We start from the raw sequence: 16,359 nt of genomic DNA on the forward strand, positions 1-16,359 counted from the left end.
CGTACGGCACACGGGAAGAGGCGGCCGGAGGTTCCACCCTCCGGCCGCCTCTTCGTCGTTCCCTGCCGCTGCCTGCGGCGCTGCCTGCGGCGCCGCCCGTGGCGCGGGCTGTGCCGCGGTCGGTGCGCTCAGGGCTGCGAGGCGAGTTCCTTCGCGGCCTCGGCCAGGTCCTTGGCGGTGTCGATGGCCCGCCAGTACGCGCCCTGGGGCAGCGGGAAGCCCGCGAGCCGCCGTTCCCGGGCGAGTTGGGGGAAGGTGGTGCGCTCGTGGTCACCGCGTTCCGGGAGCAGCCCGGTGAACTCGGGGGAGAAGACGTAGACGCCCGCGTTGATGAGGAACGGCGAGGGCGGGGCCTCGATGAAGTCCAGGACGTGGCCGAACTCGTCGGTCTCCACGGCGCCCCACGGGATGCGCGGACGGGCCAGCGCCAGCGTGGCGACCGCGGCCCGCTCGACGTGGAAGGCGGCCATCTCCCGCAGCGAGAAGCGCGTCCAGATGTCGCCGTTGGTGGCGTACCAGGGCTCCTGGGGCCGGGGCAGGGAGGCCGCGGCGTGCTTCAGGCCGCCGCCGCGGCCGAGCGGTTCGCGCTCGACGACCGTGGTCACCCGCAGCGGCAGGTCGGCCGCCGCGCCGGCGAGCCACTCCTGGAGGACCTCAGCGAGATGGCCGCACGAGATCACGGCGTCGGTGACGCCCTCGGCGGCCAGCCAGGCAAGTTGATGGCCGATGATCGGGATCCCGGTTCCGGGGATCTCGATCATCGGCTTGGGGCGGGTGTCGGTGTAGGGCCTCAAGCGGGAGCCCTGTCCTCCGGCGAGGAGGACGGCCTGGGTCACCGCCGGGGAGGTCGCGGGCGTGCCGGTCATGGGCGCACCCTACGCGACCCGCGCGCCGGGTCATCCGAGCGAGGCCACGCCCGTCGCGAAGGCGGTGTCGCAGACCGGCCGCGACCAGGCCTGGGCGCGGTGCACCGAGCCGTACTTGGCGACCGCGGCGCGGCCCAGGGACCGGGCGATCGAACCGCAGTACTGCGCCAGCGAAGGCCGCTCGTTCATCTCGCGCTGCAGGTGCGTCAGGGCGATGCCGGGGTTCTTCTCCTGCAGCTCGCCCAGCAGCTTGCGGCGGAGCACCTCCTGCGGGGCCGACCGCTGGGACGCCGCCTCCTTCTGGTGCGAGGCGGTGAGGACTTGGGCGTCGGACGCCGAAGTCGCCCACGGGACGCGGGTGACGGCGAGGGTGCCGGAGAGCACGAGGACGACCGGGAGGACGAGGGCGAGTGACTTGCCGATGCGGCGGGCTACCTGGTTCACGGCAGTGATGGTAGCGAGGAGTGATGATTTGGCGACATTTAGCCACTCTGATGAGTGATGAATGCCCCTTGATCGACTACGGGCGCATTGACGAACATGGTCGAAACGCCATTGTATGACCGGAAATGGGGGGTGATTCGGCCCCTGGAACGGCCGCGGCCCGGCCCCCCTTGCGCGGGGGCCGGGCCGGGTGTGTCCGCGGGCGGTCGGGGACCGGATGCCCGGTCGCCCGCCCGCTCGGTCGCTCAGTGGCTCAGTCGCTCAGTCGCTCACCGGTGGAGGTGGAGAAGACGTGGCTCTCGCCGGCGCGCGGCACGACGCGCAGCACGGAGCCCTTCTCCGGCACCTGGCGGCCGCCGACGCGGATGACCAGGTCCTTGTGCTCGCCGCCGACCTCGGCCGAGCCGTAGACGAAACCGTCCGCGCCCAGCTCCTCGACGACGTTCACCGTGACGGCCAGACCGGCCGGCTCGTCCTTCGACAGGCCCGAACCGTCGCCGTCGACGATGTCGAAGTGCTCCGGGCGGACGCCGACGGTGACCGTGCGGTCGCCCTTGTCCGCCGCGGCCTGCACCGCGTCGCGCTCGACGGGCACCACGGAGTTGCCGAACTTCACGCCGCCGTCGGTGATCGGCACCTCGACCAGGTTCATCGCCGGGGAGCCGATGAAGCCCGCGACGAAGAGGTTGGCCGGCCGGTCGTACATGTGGCGCGGGGTGTCGACCTGCTGCAGCAGACCGTCCTTGAGGACCGCCACGCGGTCGCCCATGGTCATGGCCTCGGTCTGGTCGTGGGTGACGTAGACCGTGGTGGTGCCGAGGCGGCGCTGCAGCGAGGCGATCTGCGTACGGGTCTGGACACGGAGCTTGGCGTCCAGGTTGGACAGCGGCTCGTCCATGAGGAAGACCTGCGGCTCACGGACGATCGCGCGGCCCATCGCCACACGCTGGCGCTGACCACCGGAGAGCGCCTTGGGCTTGCGGCCCAGGTACTCGGTGAGGTCCAGGATCTTGGCGGCTTCCTCGACCCGCTTGCGGATGTCGGCCTTGTTGACGCCCGCGATCTTCAGGGCGAAGCCCATGTTGTCCGCGACGGTCATGTGCGGGTAGAGCGCGTAGTTCTGGAACACCATGGCGATGTCCCGGTCCTTGGGCGGCAGGTGGGTGACGTCCCGGTCACCGATCCGGATGGCGCCGGCGTTGACGTCCTCCAGGCCGGCCAGCATGCGGAGCGAGGTCGACTTTCCGCAGCCCGAGGGGCCGACGAGGACGAGGAACTCGCCGTCCGCGATGTCGATCTGCAGCGCGTCGACGGCGGGGCGCTCGGTCCCGGGGTAGATCCGGGTCGCCTTGTCAAAAGTGACAGTAGCCATGGTGCAGTGGTCCCTTCACCGGCAGGAACGTGCCGGACGATCCGAGTAAAGGAATGAGGTCTAGTCCACAGGATGTGGACCTTCCGTGACGCTACCTGGCCCGCCCCGCTTTGTCAGTACCCTCCCGGCGGCCAATTCCCGGACCCTCCCCCCTCCCCGCCTGGGTACACTTCTCGTGGCCCCACCCGTCTCCCGGGCACCCCGGAGCGGGGACGGTGCCGTGCCGCCTTAGCTCAGCTGGTAGAGCACCGCTCTTGTAAAGCGAAGGTCGTCGGTTCGAACCCGACAGGCGGCTCCAGTTGGGACCAGCGACGACGCCCCGGACCATGATCGGTCCGGGGCGTTCGACGTCCACGGGTGGCATCGACCGGGGCGGTCACTCGCGGTCGGGGCGGCGCCTGGGCAGACGGTCGATGGCGCCGATGGGCTCACGCCGTGTGTCGGAAGTCACGTGCGCGCGGACGTCCGTCGTGATGCCGGGAGCCGACGGACGGAGACGAGGCCCCCACCGCAGTTGCCGCGGTGGGGGCCTCGTCATCGTGGGGCAGATCATTACTGCGCGCGCCCCACTTGGAAAGCCCGGCACTGGCAGGCCGGGCAGAGTTCGTACCGCCCCTGGTCGGTGACCACGGTTCCCCAGCCGAGGCACACCTCGCAGCTGCGGGCCGGAGTGGCATCGGGGCGAGAGGAAGGGCGGACGGCGGGGCTGGCTCCGTAGGGCATGTCGGGCTCCTCAGAGGCGCAGCGACGCGACCGTTTTAGGGCTTATGTTCGGTTACTTCCGGTATACACCCGGAGGTGCGGCGACGGGGGCTTTCCCTGGCAAAACCTGCCGGGAACGCGACGCGTGGCCGATGGTGGCCGCCAGGTAGGCGTAGGTACGGCAACTGTTGGCCGAGCCGTCACCTCACGAGCCTCCGGGGCGAACGTGTGTCCGGCTAGCCTCGCCTGGTTTTGTTCCACGGCGTGATGGAGACTCGACGTGCAGAGTGGGTACACCGGTCGAAGACAGCGGGCCGGCGCCCAGGTGGGCCGAATGCCGTGGTGGGACAACATCCGCTACTTCTCCGGCACGCTGGTGGTCATCGGGGCACGCGAGCGAGACCGTGCACACGGACGGCCTGCGGTGGCTGTGGCTGGCCACCTGGGCCCTGCGCGTGCCCGTCTTCGTCATGGTCGCCGGATACTTCGCCAGCGGTGGGCCGGTGACCCCGCGTGAACTGCGGCGGCTGACGGAGTCCATCGTGGTGCCCTACGTGGCCGTCAGCCTGCTGCACACACTTCAGACGTGGTACATGCACGGCGACGTGCACATCTGGCTGCTCCAGCCGGCCTGGGCGATGTGGTTCCTGCTGTCGCTCATCTTCTGGCGGCTGGTGCTGCCCTACGTGGTGATCCTGCGTCACCCGTTGCTCCTGGCCTGTGTGATGGCGCTGCTGGTGGGCTACGTCGCGGACTTCGGTCAGGACTACTCCGCCTCCCGGACGGTGACCTACTTCCCCTTCTTCATCCTGGGGTGGATGATCCGGCAGGGCTTCCTCCGGGACGTCCTGGACGCGCGCTGGAGCCGGTGGGCCGCGGTCGCGGTGCTGGTCCTCACCTTCGGGGCGGGCTGGGGGCTCCGGGACAAGGTCGCGAGGGGCTGGCTCGGGATGGCGGTCCCCTACGCGCAGAACGACCTGCCGGTCGACCTGATGTGGGGCTGGGCGGTCCGCGCCGCGGTCCTGCTGGCCGCCATGGTCATCGGGCTCAGTCTCATCCGGCTCGTGCCGGGGGAGGATCCCGGTGGTCTCCTACCTCGGATCGGGCGGCCTGTACATCTACCTCTTCCATCCCCTTTTGATCCGGGCCATGCGCCGCAGCATCGGGACGGACTGGGTCGGCCCCTGGCACGAGCAACTGGCCCTCGTCGTGATGGCCGTGCTGGCGGCGGCACTGCTGGCGTCCAAGCCCGTGCGCTGGCTGACCAGGCCGCTGATCCAGCCCAAGCTGGCGTGGTTGTTCACCGCGGAGGCGCGTGCGACCCGTACGGCCGGGGTCCCCGAACAGGCGACGACCATGGCGGCGCCGCGGGAGCCCGTTCCCGGCGGGGCGCTGGTTCATTCCGGGGGCGGGCCGGGAGAGACCGGCCGCTAGCCGGACGGCCGATGTGCGCCGGGCCCGGCGGCACGGCGTCTTCGTTGCTGCGTGCGACAAGGAACTTCAGCGGACCGTCTGCGCGCCGCCGATCCCGTCGCGCAGAGCGGCGCGGCGGCGCGCGGCCCGGAGTCTAGGGTCGACGCTCCTGCTCCCGCCCGAAGCCGCTTCGCCGAACTCACTCCGTCTGTTGACGGTGGCGTTCGTGGTAAGCGCGGAAGTCGAAGAAGCGGAGACCCTCAATCGCAGTCCCGGACTCGATCTCCCCCAATGTCCAGGCGTGCTCGGAGTAGTCATCGAACGCGACACCACCTTGCCGCAACAACAGGGTGGCAAGGTGGCGCACCTCAGCAGTTCCATCGATGCGTCCCGACACGTCAGCGCGCACCGCCCACGTCGGGCGATACCCCAGGGCTGCCTCAAGAAGGGCCACCTCGTCAGGCTCCCAGTCTCGGAACAAGCAGCCCGTTTCCTCGTCATCGATCACGAGGTAGACGCGTTCGGCGAACGTCCACGACCCGTCGACCCCCACCAGATGCCGGTCAAGGGAGGCCACGGTGTCGGCGCGATCACGGGCGGGGAACATGAACACGGTCCTCATGGGCGCAGCGTAGGAGCAGCAACCACGCAGCATCACCGAAGCGGCAGGACCGTGAGCGCGGAGTCCGGGTCCCGGATCCGCCGTCGGCGTCCGGATCCCGGTGAGGGCCACCCGCTGATTTCTTGCGGCCACACAGGCATAGCGGGCGGCCACCGCACACGTCATCAAGGACAGCAAGCCCGCCGAGGAAGATCCCAGAACGTCTAGAGAAGGTGACGATGGATGCCGAGGGCCACGAAAACTTCAGGGAGTTCGTGGAGAGCAGGTCGTCCGCGCTGCTGAAGACCGCCGTCCTGCTCAGCGGCGGTGACCGGCACGCGGCCGAGGATCTGCTGCAGAACGCGCTGATCAAGGCCGCGGGGCGGTGGCACCGCATCGAGGAGCCCGAGGCGTACGTACGGCAGGTCCTCTACCGGCAGCAGGTGAGCCGCTGGCGGCTGAAGGGGCCGCGGCGCGAGCTGAGCGTGGCCGAGCCGCTGGAGAGCCTGGTGCGCCACGGTGCCGACGACGGGCCCGGCGCGGCCGACCTGCGCATCGTCATGCGTGCCGCACTGGCCCGGCTCACCGCCCGTCAGCGCACCGTCCTGGTCCTGCGCTACTTCGAGGACCTGCCCGAGGCCGAGGTCGCCGGTCTGCTGGGCTGCTCGGTCGGTACGGTGCGGTCCACCACGCACCGCTCCCTGGCCCGGTTGCGGGGCCTGGCCCCCGAACTGGCCGCACTCGGCCCGGCGGACGCCGAGCAGCAGTCGTCCCGTGACTTCTCGCCTGTGGAGGTGCGTCCGTGAACGTCGATGAGCTGGTGCGCGACTCGCTGCGCGAACAGGCCGCCGAACAGCCGGCGCTGGGGCCGGGCTTCGCCGAGCGGGTGCTGGCGGTCCGACGGCGTCGTCGGACGCGGGCCCTGGCGTCCGTCGCGGCGGCCATCGCCGCCGTGGTCGCCTTCGCGGTGGCCGTCCCGCTCCTGGACGCCGGCGAGGACGACGCGCGCCTCGCGAACGTCTCCGCCCACCCGGACCAGACGCCGCCGCGCGACATGATCGCGGCGGGGGACGTCGCAATGGCCGCGTACTACACCTGGGACACCGCCAAGCAGGCCGACGGCCGTGAATTCGCCGTCCGCACCTACCGGCTCCTGGACCGGAAGACCGGCACGTACGTGAAGACGACCAAGTGGTCCCGTGTCGCCGTCGCCCCCGGCATGCGGACCGCCGCCGTCCTGGAAAGGAACCTGCCCGCCAAGCGGATCGGCCTGCTCAACATGCTCACCGACGAGGTCGAGCGCTGGATCCCGGTCGACCACGGCGTCGCGGACGTCGACTTCTCGCCCGACGGCAGCAAAATCGTCGCGACGACGTACAGCAAGAACCCCGACCTGCTGCGGCACAAGGAGCGCTGGGACAGCGACCGAGACGGCGAAAAGGATTGGGTGGTGCGAGACGACCAGGAGGGCCACACCGGCTTCTACGTCCTGGACGTGGCCTCCGGGAAGGGGTCCTGGAGCGAGACCACCGTCGTCGACGCGCTCGGCACCCAGGACTTCGCCTTCAGCCGTAACGGCAAGCTGCTCTACTCCGGCACCACTTCGCCTCCTTACCGGCAGTACTACGACTTCGCGGGCCAGCAGGTCGCCGCGCCCGCGAACGAGGCGCACGTGGTCTGGCGCAATGCGTCGGGGCTGTCCCCGGACGGCAAGTTCGTCGCGGGCAGCTACTTCCGGGGCCCCCACCAAGGCGGGCAGCCCTTCTCCGCTCTCTTCGACCCCCTCACCGGCAAGCTGGTCACCACGGTGCGCGGGGACCGGCTGCTTGCCTGGGTCGACAACAAGCGGCTGATCGCCTGGGACTACACCCGTGGCTCGAAGGAACGCCGCGACCGGCTCGCGCTCGTCACGATCGGCACCGACGAGGTCGTACCGCTGAGCGGTTTGCGTTCGGGGAGCGACGGTGCGGCCGCGTACTGGACACCGGTCTTCGCCGAACGCTGATCAGGCGGCCCGTCGGCTGCTCGCTTCCGCCATGCCGCCTGCCCCCGGGACGTCGCGTCGTGCTGCCAAGATGGCGCGCACGCGTCGAATCAGGGGTGGGCATGGAGAACTGGGACTTCCGCGAGTGGCAAGCAGCCCTGGCCGCCCTCGGCCCAAGGGCGGCCGCCCTGGTCGGCCTTGCGGCGGCCGAGCGCATGGCGGGGTGCCTGGGCGACGAGCGCTTCCGTCGCCACGGTGCCGCGGCGGCCGGGGTGGCGCGGGACCTGCTGCAGGAGTGCTGGTCCGGCGCCCAGGGCGGGGAGGGATCTGCGGCGGCCCGGATACGGGACCTGGCCGACCGGCTGGCCGGCCACTCCACGGACTACCAGACGCTCTCGATGACCGAGCTGTTCCACTCGTACGGGCCGTTCGCCGCCGACACGGACGAGGATCCCGACGATGAGGTCCCCGACCTGGACGAATTCCTTGAGGAGGCGGAACCCGAGGGCGCGGTGATGATGCATATGGACGCGCTCACGGCGATAGGCGAGGCGGCTGCGGCCTGTGCCGGAGGCCCCTGGGACGGAGCCCTCCGGTGCCTCCAGGTCACCGCCATGGCCACGGACCAGCACGATCCCCGGCTGCCGGGACCGGGCGCCGAGACGCGGCGCCAGGCGGAGGACCTGGCGTTGGTCCGGGCGACGGAAGGCGCGGGGGCCTGGCCGCGGCACCTGGTGACGGAGCTCCGGACCCGCGCCCAGGCGGATGCGGTGGGATGGCAACGGGCCACCGAGCGACTCGGCCTCCTGCACGACTGAACCCGCAGCCTCGCCGCCTTCGCCCGCCGGCCGCGCGATGGCGTCCTCGCTAGGCGCCCAGCAGTCGCGAGAGCTCCGTCCCGGCCTCCTCGTACCCCGCGTCGGCGATCCGCTGCAGTTCGCGCAGGTCGCCCGCGGCGGCGGCGCGGCGGGTCAGCAGGAAACCCGCGTGCGGGGACCCCTCGTCCAGCAGCTCGCTCAGCTCCTCGATGTCCCCGGCGGCGTCGGCGAGGTCGGCCAGCCGGTCCAGGGCGCTCTCGTTCCCGGCGTCCGCCAGCTCGCGCAGGGTCTCGCGGTCGAAGTTCGTGTTCACCATGGCCCCAGGGTGCAACCCTGCCCATGGGGCAGGGTCAAGTGCCACGATTGCCGGGTGATCACCATCGGCCAGCTCGCGGCGTACGTCGGAGTGTCGATCAAGACCATCCGCGTCTACCACGCCAAGGGGCTGCTTCCCGAGCCCGGCCGCGACGCCTCCGGCTACCGGCGTTACGGGGCGGACGACGTCGTCGCCCTCATCAAGATCCGGACGCTCGCCGAAGCCGGCGTCCCCCTGGCCCGCATCCAGGAACTGAGGGCGGCCGGTGAAGAGGAGTTCCGCCGGGCGCTCCACGACATCGACGGCCGGCTGGCCGAGCGGATCCGCGCACTGCAGGCCACGCGGGCGCGCCTGCGCGAGCTCGCCTCAGGGGAGCCGACGCTGCTGCCCGCCCGGGTCCGGGCGCATCTGGAGGACCTGCGGCGCTGGGGATTCACCCCCCGTTGGGTGGACCTCCAGCGGGATCTGTGGATCCTCGTCTTCGCCACTCACCCGGACCAGGCGGGGGCCCTCTTCCAGGACCAGGGCGAGATGCTGTCCGAGCCCGCGCTGCGGCAGCTCTTCCTGCGGTACGACCACGCGTACGGCCTCGATCCCGGCGACCCCCGCATCGACGACCTGGCGCAGCGGATCGTCGAGGCGACCCGGAGCCGCTACGGATCGAGCGCGCCCCCCGAGGTGGACGTGGCCTCGGACATCCCCGCCCTCATCCAGAGCACGGTCAACGCCGCCTCCCCGGCGTGGCGGCGGCTGGACTCGCTGATCCGGGCGGGGCTGGGCGCGGCGCCGTGAGCCGCTCGCATGGCCCGGAGCCCCTGCGCGTCGGGATGGGGGCGGTGGCCGTAGCCCCGCGCAGGGGTGCCCGCCCGCGCGGGCGGGCACCCCTGCGGGTCAGCGGACGGTGACCTGGGTCGTGCCCGTGACGCCGCCGCTGGTCACCGTGATGGTCGCGGTGCCGGAGCGGTGGGCGGTCAGGGCGCCGGTGGACGGGTCCACCGAGGCGACCTTGGGGTTGCCCGACGTCCAGACGTGGGACGCGGGGTCCGCGATCGGGATCGTGAGCGGTGCGATGTTGTCGCCGGCGATCTGGTCGCCGGTCGCGGTCAGGGTGACGCGGTCGCCGCGGGCGATCGGGTCCTTGGGTCCCGTGACCTCGATCGAGGCCAGCGCCGGCTCGACCGTGTACTGCAGGTTGCCGTCGTCACCGATCCGGACGAGACCGAAGTGGTAGATGCCACCCTGGTCGGCCGGGGCGTAGGCGGGCATGCCGAGGTCCGCGAAGGTGAACTGCGGGATGCCGCCCTCGTCGGTGGTCACGCTCCGGCCCTCGGGGTCGAGGATCTGCTCGGCGAAGCCGCGCGCGTGGCCGTACATCATGATCACGTGCTGCTTCGGGTGCGTCTGCTGGTAGCGCTGCACCAGCCTCAGGTACATCCGCGCCTCCCAGCGGTCCGTGAACTGGCTGTTCGCCGCCGGGTGCGGGTCGTACGCGGGCATGTGGGTGATGACCAGCACGTCCTTGGCCGTGGTGTCGGTCAACTGCTGGACGAGCCACGGGTACTGCACGCCCTCGGGGTTCTGGAACGGGTCCGAGGACTGCAGGCTGCCGTGCGAGTTGTCGGTGACGATCATCCGCGCGGCGCCCTGGCCGTACGCGTAGTGGGTCTCACCGAAGGTGTCGCTGAAGTTGCCGTTCTCGGAGTCGGCGCCCTGCGTGATCTCGTGGTTGCCGACGATGTCGCGCTCGGGGATGCCGAGGGCGTCCATCTTGGACTTCGCGTACTGCAGGTCCACCAGCTTGCCGTCGTCGGGCATGTCGCCGAGGAACTGGGCGGAGTCCGGGCGTGCCTGCGGGGTCAGGGTGGGCAGTCGTTCGGCGATGGAGTCCATCACGTTGCTGCTGACCGAACCCGGGTCGCTCGCGAGCATGTGCGCGTCGTCACCGGTGAGGATCGTGGTGCCGCGCTTGGCGAAGTCGGCGGAGTCCTCCTCGAAGGACAGCCACTTCGGGTTCTGCGGGATCGCGCGGTACTCGGGCGCCGTGACCGGACGCGGCGAGTACAGGGCCTGCAGGCCCGCGACGTTGAGCGAACCGCTGTAGGCGGTGCTGGGGCTGATCGCCAGGAAGTCGATGAAGCTGATGGTCAGCGGGAACTGCATGCCCGCCGGCAACTGCGCGACCGCGAGGTGCCAGTCCTTCCACGTCACGAACGTCGGGTAGAGCGTGGTCGAGGTGCCGTTGACGCCGATGTACTTCTCGGCGAGCTCGATGCCGTTGCCGTCACCCTTGATCCACACGCCGATGGCGGTGGGGACCTGGCCGTTGGCGGTGTCGGTCTTCAGGGTGACCTTCGGCGAGAGCACCAGCTGCTTGACACCGGAACCGGCCGGCATCGAGTAGTCGAGCCGCAGGGACCCCGGCTCGGTGGAGCCCGGCGGGACGACGCCGGGGTCGGCGGTCAGGGTGGCGGGCTTGCCGGTGGTGTTGTTGCTGAGCCGCCACACGTCCAGGCTGGTGACCGGGTCGATGACCTTGCTGACCCGGCCCACGGCGACCGACGTGGTCGCGGTGGTGCCCGCGACCTGTGCGCTGACCTCGGCCAGACCGCCGTCGTCGGTGCTCGCGGTGAACAGGCCGTGTGCGTCGACGGTGCCCAGGTTCTCCGGGGTGACCTTCCAGGTGGCCGCCTCGGCGGGGATCTGCACCGCGCCGCCGTCCTTGACGGTGCCGGACAGGGCGAGCTGCCGGGTGGCGCCGTTGTCCAGGTCGGCCTTGTCGGGCGAGACCGTGAGGGTCGTGAGCCTGCTGACGACCTCGAGCTTCTCCGAGGTGGAGGCGCGGCCGTTCGAGGCGATGATCCGGCCCGAGCCCGTGCGGTGCGGGGTGAGCTTGCCGTCCTCGTACGAGGCCAGCGACGCGGGCACGACGCGGACGTGGACCTGGCCGGCCGCCGGGTTCGCGAGCCGGTCGACGGAGTGCACCGGGAGCGGGATGGTGCCGCCGGCGACGGTGGTGACCTGCTCGCCGCCGTTCACCACGACCTTGACGGCCGGGCCGGCCTCCTCGGCGGTGGAGTAGAAGAAGATGCCGTTGGCGACCGGACGCTCCGTGTTGCCGGGCTGGTCGGAGGGCGTGTTGACGATCTCGGCCCGGTCGGCGCCGGGGGCGCGGCTGACCATGCCGGTGGAACCGCCGCCGTCGAAGAGCATGGCGTCGTAGGCGCCGTGGGCGACCATGTAGCCGGCGGCCTGGTCACGGGTCACGCCGAAGGCGGTGGTGGCGCCGCCCTGGCCGTCGACGGCGATGACGATGGCGTGCTTGCCGTCCTTGGTGACGCCGACCGCGGTCTCCGGGTTGGCGCCGCTCGGCGGGGTGCCGGTCGGGTCCTTGTAGACCTGGCCGTCCTTCACCAGCGTGTCGACGCCGCTGATCAGCTGGGTGACATCGTTGTCAGGCGAGAGTCGGGTGGCGATGCCCACCGTGTCGCCCGCGTGCAGGGTGTCGGTCAGCCACTGCCCGCCGTCGCCGGCGCCGAGCAGACCGAGCCGGCCGTCGGCGAGGCGCGGCACGGTGGTGACGCCGGTCCGCACGTCGTCGACGACGAGGCCGCCGTCGGTGACGTGGCCGAGCACCAGGGTGGAGGCCTTGGGCAGGCCGGGGGTCTCGCCGAGGGCGGGGGTGACCTCGGTGATGCCGCCGGACGTCACGTCGTTCACCGTGTTCACCGAGGTGAGCGCACGGGTCGCGGAGCCGTCGGTGATCGTCCCGGAGAAGGTCTCCGGGCCCATGACCATGGTGCCGTCGGGCTTGACGCCCAGTTGGGAGGCGAATCCCGGCTTGGGGCTCTTCAGCAGGCGCCCGTCGGTCATGATGCCGCCGAGCGGACGGCCGCTGGCGTGGATCTCGAAGTAGTCGCCGTTGACGCCCGCCACCGCGTGGGTGCGGTGCGCCATCGACGACGGCGTCTCGTCGGCCGGGTTGGTGATGGTGTCACCGGCCTGGACCATGCCGACCCGCAGGTTCGGGTCGTCGAGGTCGGCGGAGAGCACCTGGACGTGCTGGCGGCCGCCGACGGTGTCGTAGGTCTCGCTGTAGTGCTGCAGACCGCGCGTGACCGTCTCGGCGGGGGTCCGGGTGTAGTCCACCACGAGCGGCCAGTTCTGCGGGGTCTCCGGCAGCCAGTCACGGTAGGGCGCGTGGCCCTGGAGGGCCTCCTCGCCCGCCGGTGCCGAGGCGGTGGCCACGGCCCCGCCCACGGCGCCGGTCAGTGCCAGCGCCAGCGCGGTGACCACGGCGGTCCGGCGTGCGCCGGTCCCCGGGGTCCTCTTCGCGCGAAGTGTCATGGAGTGTTCCTTATGGGTGATGTGCCGGCTGGTCGCCGGCCCCCGTCCACCCGACACCCGTTCGGCGACGCCCAGGTTTCCGGTTGCGGATCGGCGGGTGACCCGCAGGGGGTGCGGGGTTATGGATTCGGTCAAGTCGTCGCAGCTGAAGGGGGGTCCGCCCGGCGCACCGCGCAGCTGCCGTACCCGCGCGGACGTGCGGAACGCCCCGGCCGAGCATCGGCCGGGGCGTTCCGTGGGTCCTCGGGTCAGGTACGGGCGCCCGTCACCAGGGGGCGGGGCCCGGGGGCGCGACGACCGGGGGACGGTCGTCGCAGGTGATGGTGTTGGGCAGCTCCCACGCGCCCAGCCAGGGACCCGTGGTGCCGCCGCCGTCGTTGCCGCCGAGGTCGGTCAGGGAGAACTCGGAGCCGGTGGCGGGGAAGTTGAAGGAGCCGCAGTTGTTGACGCCGACCGCGCCGACGTTGCGGGCGTCGACGTTCTCGAAGGACGCCGAGCCGGCGACCCGGGCGCTGACGACCGAGGTGCCGGTGCCGTCCACCTGGATGTCCTTGAAGTGCACGTTCGTGATCGAGTAGGTGTCCTTCACCGGCCAGTCGGCGACCAGCATGATCGCGTTGTAGGTGCTGTCGAGGAAGTGGTCGCCGGTCACGCGGATGTCGGCGTCGATGTTCCTCTCCAGGGCGTAGAACCAGATCGCGCCGAGGCCGATGTTCCAGTTCAGCTCGTACGTGCCGGCCCGCACCGTGGTGTTGTCGGTGATCCACAGGTGCCCGGTGAACGGCTGGGCGCCGAAGCGGGAGCCCACCTGGAGGGCGCTGCCCTCGCGGATGGGGTCGGCGATCAGGTTGCCGGAGACCGTGGTGTCGGTGCCGCCGTAGATCGCGATGCCGTTGGCGAGCACGGGCGTCTGCACGGTGTTGTGGTCGAAGGTGTTGCGGGCGTTGCCCGTCTTCTCCGACCACATCGCCAGCCCGTCGTCGCCGGAGTTGCGGACGAAGTTGTTGCGGACGACCGAATCCGTCACTCCGGTGTGGAAGTTGAGGCCGTCGGCGATCTGGTCGGTGATGACGTTGCCGGTGATCCGCAGGTTCGACATCGGGCCGTCGAACCACATGCCCACCTTGGTGTGGTGGATGTACAGGCCCTCGATGGTGGAGTCGCTCATCGCCCCGCCGACGCCGTTCACCTGGTCGGTGTCGATGCGTTCGCGGACGTCGCCCTCGATCGCGAAGCCCGACAGGTGGACGTCGCGGCTGCCGCCGTCCGCCGCGTCCTTGCCGTAGAAGCCGACGCCGGTGTGCACGGAGCTGTCCGGCGCCGGGGAGTCGAGCGCGACCTCCTTGCCCTTGATGACCGTGTACCAGCTGCCGGCGCCCTCGATCGTCACGTCGTCCACGACGATGTGCCGGTTGACCTGGTAGGTGCCCGGCGGGATGTAGACCTTCAGGTGGGCGCGGCGGGCGAAGGCGATCGCCTTGTCCAGGGCCTTGGCGGAGTCCCGTCGGCCTGTCGGGTCGGCTCCGAAGGCGAGGACGTTCGCCGCGAGGAGCGCGACGCGGGGCGGGGCGACCAGGTGGGAGTCGAGGAGGTCGACGGTCGTCGGGACGGCCCCGGAGCGTGCCGGGACGGTGAGCCGGATCCTGTCGCCCGCCTTGTACGTCCGGCCCAGCAGGAGGCGCTGCTCGTCGTAGAAGTGGTTCGGCCGGAAGGGCTTGGAGATCACCGGCGCCGGGGTGGTCGCGTTGGGCACGCAGCCGCACTCGGTGATCCACCAGTCGTCGTGGAGCAGCCCGGCCTGCGGGTCGTTGGAGAACGGGTACTGGTTGTAGAGCCAGGCGTACTGCGAGGTCAGGGTCATCGTCGTGCGGGCGCGGCCATTGACCGTCACGTCGAGCGGCGCGGTGATGCCGCCCCCGCCGTGCGCGTCCGGGACGCTGTACCGCACGGTGATCGCGTTGGCGGCGCTCGGCAGCGTGAACTCCACGTACTGGCCGCGCCGCAGGGTCACCGCCTTGCGCCCGGACGCCTCCGCGGGGAGCGTGTAGGCGGTCCGGTCCGGGCCGATGACCTCGCCGTCCGTGACGGCGTTCTCGGCCTCCTGCTCCATGAACCCGAGGTCCGCGCCACGGCCCTTGACCAGCGCCGGATCCAGTGCCGCCCGCGTCACGACCGGCCGGGCCGCGTCCTTCGCCGTCGCGGTACCGGCCTGGGCCGTGGCGCCGACCGGGCCGATGCCGACGCCGAGGCCGGCCGCCACCGCGACCACCGCCACGGCTCTTCGCCAGGCACTCCTGCTGCTCCGTGTCATCCCCAGCTCTTCTCTCGTAAGGCGCGACCGCCCGGGACGTTCGAGGCGGAGCGGACGTCGTGAGGTGAGGCGACAGTAAGGACCCGTCAGGCCGCTCCACAAGGCTCATGCGTGATGTTTTCGGCCTGATGATGGTCAAGTGCGTTTGTCTGCTTGTTTTTTGCGCTGCTTGCGTCACTCGTTGCGAAAGCGGACAACGTGAAGCGCCCCCGGGCCGCGCGCGGTCAGGGGCTGGTGCGGGCGGCTCACCGGCCCGGCCAGGGCCGGGGCAGAGGGACCCACTCCGGTCCGCGGTGGTGCAGCCACCACTCGCCGATGGTCCGGAACTTCTCCTCGAAGGCGGCGTCCTGGCTCATGAAACCGGTGATGGGCGCCCGCAGGCGGGTGAGGCGGCCGTCCGCCTCGCAGATCACCACCCGCCGTACGCCCATGTTCGACTCGACCCAGATGCCCTGGACGTCCGCCCAGCGGACCGTCCTACGCCGCAGGTTGTGCACCACCGCGGCCGACGGGGTGAGTGTGACGCCGAACCGCGCGGAACCGAGCAGACCCGCCGGCAGCGCGAGCCACACACCAGTCGGGAACGTGAAACCGGCGCTGGTAGAGACGGGGAAGAACAGCGGTTCGGCGATCGCGAGGGCCGTGACGAGGACGGCGGCGGGCACCATCGGCATCACCCTCTGGTACCAGGTCAGCCGGAAACGGACGTGCTCCATCGAACTCCCCACCCCTTGTCGGCGCATGATCGCCGACGCAGCCTGGCCGAGCGCGGCGCCGCTGTCCACCCCGGCGGGAGGGTCAGCCCGCCGGGGCGGCCGCGGGGGGCGGTCCGGGCGCGTGGCGCAGCCCGTAGGCGATGAGGGGTTCGAGGGCGGCGAGGAGTTCGGTGCCCCGGGCGGAGGGGTGGTAGAGGATCTGCACGGGGGTGCTCGGGATGACCTCGCGGCCGATGAGGCCGAGGTGCTCCATCTCCTTGAGGCGTTGTGAGAGCAGCCGGTCGGAGATGCCCGGCACCATGCGGCGGTAGTCGGTGAAGCGCCGGGCGCCGCGGGCGGCGGCCAGCAGGACGGCGCCGGTCCAGCGGCGGCCGACCTCTTCGAGGACGGCCTGGAAGGCGGTGCAGGCCTCGGCGTCGATGTCGGGCTCGGTGGTCTCGCGGGAAGTCACTTACCCAAGATTAGCGGCTAA

General features: G+C 71.1%; 14 protein-coding genes, 1 tRNA gene and 1 pseudogene. 7 read left to right on the top strand and 9 right to left on the bottom strand.

Features of this window, described 5'->3' with window-relative positions:
• Window positions 1-128: 128 nt before the first annotated feature.
• The 3 genes from AC1VWI_RS24630 to AC1VWI_RS24640 form a co-directional block, all read right to left on the bottom strand.
• A complete protein-coding gene (locus tag AC1VWI_RS24630; protein ID WP_499513190.1) occupies window positions 129-866 on the bottom strand; it encodes a nucleotidyltransferase family protein in 738 nt (245 codons plus the stop codon).
• Between the two features lie 30 nt (window positions 867-896).
• Entirely contained in the window at window positions 897-1,310 is a 414-nt protein-coding gene (locus tag AC1VWI_RS24635) for a hypothetical protein (RefSeq protein WP_499513191.1), read from the bottom strand.
• A gap of 253 nt (window positions 1,311-1,563) precedes the next feature.
• Window positions 1,564-2,682: an ABC transporter ATP-binding protein gene (locus tag AC1VWI_RS24640; RefSeq protein WP_499513192.1), complete on the bottom strand. Its 1,119-nt coding sequence runs from the start codon at window positions 2,680-2,682 to the stop codon at window positions 1,564-1,566.
• Window positions 2,683-2,904: 222 nt separating this feature from the next.
• Here AC1VWI_RS24640 and AC1VWI_RS24645 point away from each other — a divergent pair.
• From AC1VWI_RS24645 to AC1VWI_RS24655, 3 genes and pseudogenes are all read left to right on the top strand, one after another.
• Window positions 2,905-2,980, top strand: a tRNA-Thr gene (locus AC1VWI_RS24645).
• Between the two features lie 874 nt (window positions 2,981-3,854).
• Window positions 3,855-4,388 (top strand): annotated as a pseudogene (locus AC1VWI_RS24650) (acyltransferase family protein); the annotation flags it as partial.
• Between the two features lie 79 nt (window positions 4,389-4,467).
• Window positions 4,468-4,818 (top strand): hypothetical protein, encoded by a 351-nt coding sequence (locus AC1VWI_RS24655; RefSeq protein WP_499517073.1) that lies wholly within the window; start codon window positions 4,468-4,470, stop codon window positions 4,816-4,818.
• Window positions 4,819-4,996: 178 nt separating this feature from the next.
• On the opposite strand, the gene AC1VWI_RS24660 is transcribed toward AC1VWI_RS24655, so the two are convergent.
• A complete protein-coding gene (locus AC1VWI_RS24660; protein WP_499513193.1) occupies window positions 4,997-5,419 on the bottom strand; it encodes a hypothetical protein in 423 nt (140 codons plus the stop codon).
• Window positions 5,420-5,637: 218 nt separating this feature from the next.
• Between AC1VWI_RS24660 and AC1VWI_RS24665 the strand changes: the two genes are divergently transcribed.
• The 3 genes from AC1VWI_RS24665 (at window position 5,638) to AC1VWI_RS24675 (ending at window position 8,200) form a co-directional block, all read left to right on the top strand.
• Entirely contained in the window at window positions 5,638-6,204 is a 567-nt protein-coding gene (locus AC1VWI_RS24665; protein WP_499513194.1) for a SigE family RNA polymerase sigma factor, read from the top strand.
• Window positions 6,201-7,403, top strand: coding sequence for a WD40 repeat domain-containing protein (locus tag AC1VWI_RS24670; RefSeq protein ID WP_499513195.1), 1,203 nt, complete (start codon window positions 6,201-6,203; stop codon window positions 7,401-7,403). Before AC1VWI_RS24665 ends, AC1VWI_RS24670 begins: the two co-directional genes overlap by 4 nt.
• Before the next feature lie 101 nt (window positions 7,404-7,504).
• Entirely contained in the window at window positions 7,505-8,200 is a 696-nt protein-coding gene (locus AC1VWI_RS24675) for a hypothetical protein (RefSeq protein WP_499513196.1), read from the top strand.
• A gap of 49 nt (window positions 8,201-8,249) precedes the next feature.
• Here the strand turns inward: AC1VWI_RS24675 and AC1VWI_RS24680 are convergent, their stop codons facing one another.
• Window positions 8,250-8,516 carry a hypothetical protein gene (locus AC1VWI_RS24680; protein ID WP_499513197.1) on the bottom strand — a complete coding sequence of 89 codons (267 nt, stop codon included), beginning with the start codon at window positions 8,514-8,516 and terminating at the stop codon, window positions 8,250-8,252.
• A gap of 54 nt (window positions 8,517-8,570) precedes the next feature.
• Here AC1VWI_RS24680 and AC1VWI_RS24685 point away from each other — a divergent pair, with 54 nt between their 5' ends.
• The gene (locus AC1VWI_RS24685) at window positions 8,571-9,308 is read left to right on the top strand and encodes a MerR family transcriptional regulator (RefSeq protein ID WP_499513198.1); all 738 of its coding nucleotides are present in this window, start codon (window positions 8,571-8,573) and stop codon (window positions 9,306-9,308) included.
• Between the two features lie 99 nt (window positions 9,309-9,407).
• On the opposite strand, the gene AC1VWI_RS24690 is transcribed toward AC1VWI_RS24685, so the two are convergent.
• The 4 genes from AC1VWI_RS24690 to AC1VWI_RS24705 form a co-directional block, all read right to left on the bottom strand.
• The gene (locus AC1VWI_RS24690) at window positions 9,408-12,860 is read right to left on the bottom strand and encodes a phosphodiester glycosidase family protein (RefSeq protein ID WP_499513199.1); all 3,453 of its coding nucleotides are present in this window, start codon (window positions 12,858-12,860) and stop codon (window positions 9,408-9,410) included.
• Window positions 12,861-13,125: 265 nt separating this feature from the next.
• Window positions 13,126-15,171: a glycosyl hydrolase family 28-related protein gene (locus AC1VWI_RS24695; RefSeq protein ID WP_499513200.1), complete on the bottom strand. Its 2,046-nt coding sequence runs from the start codon at window positions 15,169-15,171 to the stop codon at window positions 13,126-13,128.
• Between the two features lie 245 nt (window positions 15,172-15,416).
• On the bottom strand, window positions 15,417-15,887 hold the full coding sequence (locus AC1VWI_RS24700; RefSeq protein WP_499513201.1) for a hypothetical protein: 471 nt from the start codon (window positions 15,885-15,887) through the stop codon (window positions 15,417-15,419).
• An 82-nt stretch (window positions 15,888-15,969) separates the two neighbouring features.
• Window positions 15,970-16,338 (bottom strand): winged helix-turn-helix transcriptional regulator, encoded by a 369-nt coding sequence (locus AC1VWI_RS24705; protein ID WP_499513202.1) that lies wholly within the window; start codon window positions 16,336-16,338, stop codon window positions 15,970-15,972.
• Between the last annotated feature and the right edge of the window lie 21 nt (window positions 16,339-16,359).

This window comes from Streptomyces sp. TOM-9 (assembly GCF_056858595.1).

What these genes read in the sequence shown, in the direction of transcription:
- AC1VWI_RS24630 (WP_499513190.1), bottom strand. Translation starts at nt 866, where the DNA reads ATGACCGGCACGCCCGCGACCTCCCCGGCGGTGACCCAGGCCGTCCTC.
- AC1VWI_RS24640 (WP_499513192.1), bottom strand. Translation starts at nt 2,682, where the DNA reads ATGGCTACTGTCACTTTTGACAAGGCGACCCGGATCTACCCCGGGACC.
- AC1VWI_RS24660 (WP_499513193.1), bottom strand. Translation starts at nt 5,419, where the DNA reads ATGAGGACCGTGTTCATGTTCCCCGCCCGTGATCGCGCCGACACCGTG.
- AC1VWI_RS24665 (WP_499513194.1), top strand. Translation starts at nt 5,638, where the DNA reads ATGGATGCCGAGGGCCACGAAAACTTCAGGGAGTTCGTGGAGAGCAGG.
- AC1VWI_RS24675 (WP_499513196.1), top strand. Translation starts at nt 7,505, where the DNA reads ATGGAGAACTGGGACTTCCGCGAGTGGCAAGCAGCCCTGGCCGCCCTC.
- AC1VWI_RS24680 (WP_499513197.1), bottom strand. Translation starts at nt 8,516, where the DNA reads ATGGTGAACACGAACTTCGACCGCGAGACCCTGCGCGAGCTGGCGGAC.
- AC1VWI_RS24690 (WP_499513199.1), bottom strand. Translation starts at nt 12,860, where the DNA reads ATGACACTTCGCGCGAAGAGGACCCCGGGGACCGGCGCACGCCGGACC.
- AC1VWI_RS24695 (WP_499513200.1), bottom strand. Translation starts at nt 15,171, where the DNA reads ATGACACGGAGCAGCAGGAGTGCCTGGCGAAGAGCCGTGGCGGTGGTC.
- AC1VWI_RS24700 (WP_499513201.1), bottom strand. Translation starts at nt 15,887, where the DNA reads ATGGAGCACGTCCGTTTCCGGCTGACCTGGTACCAGAGGGTGATGCCG.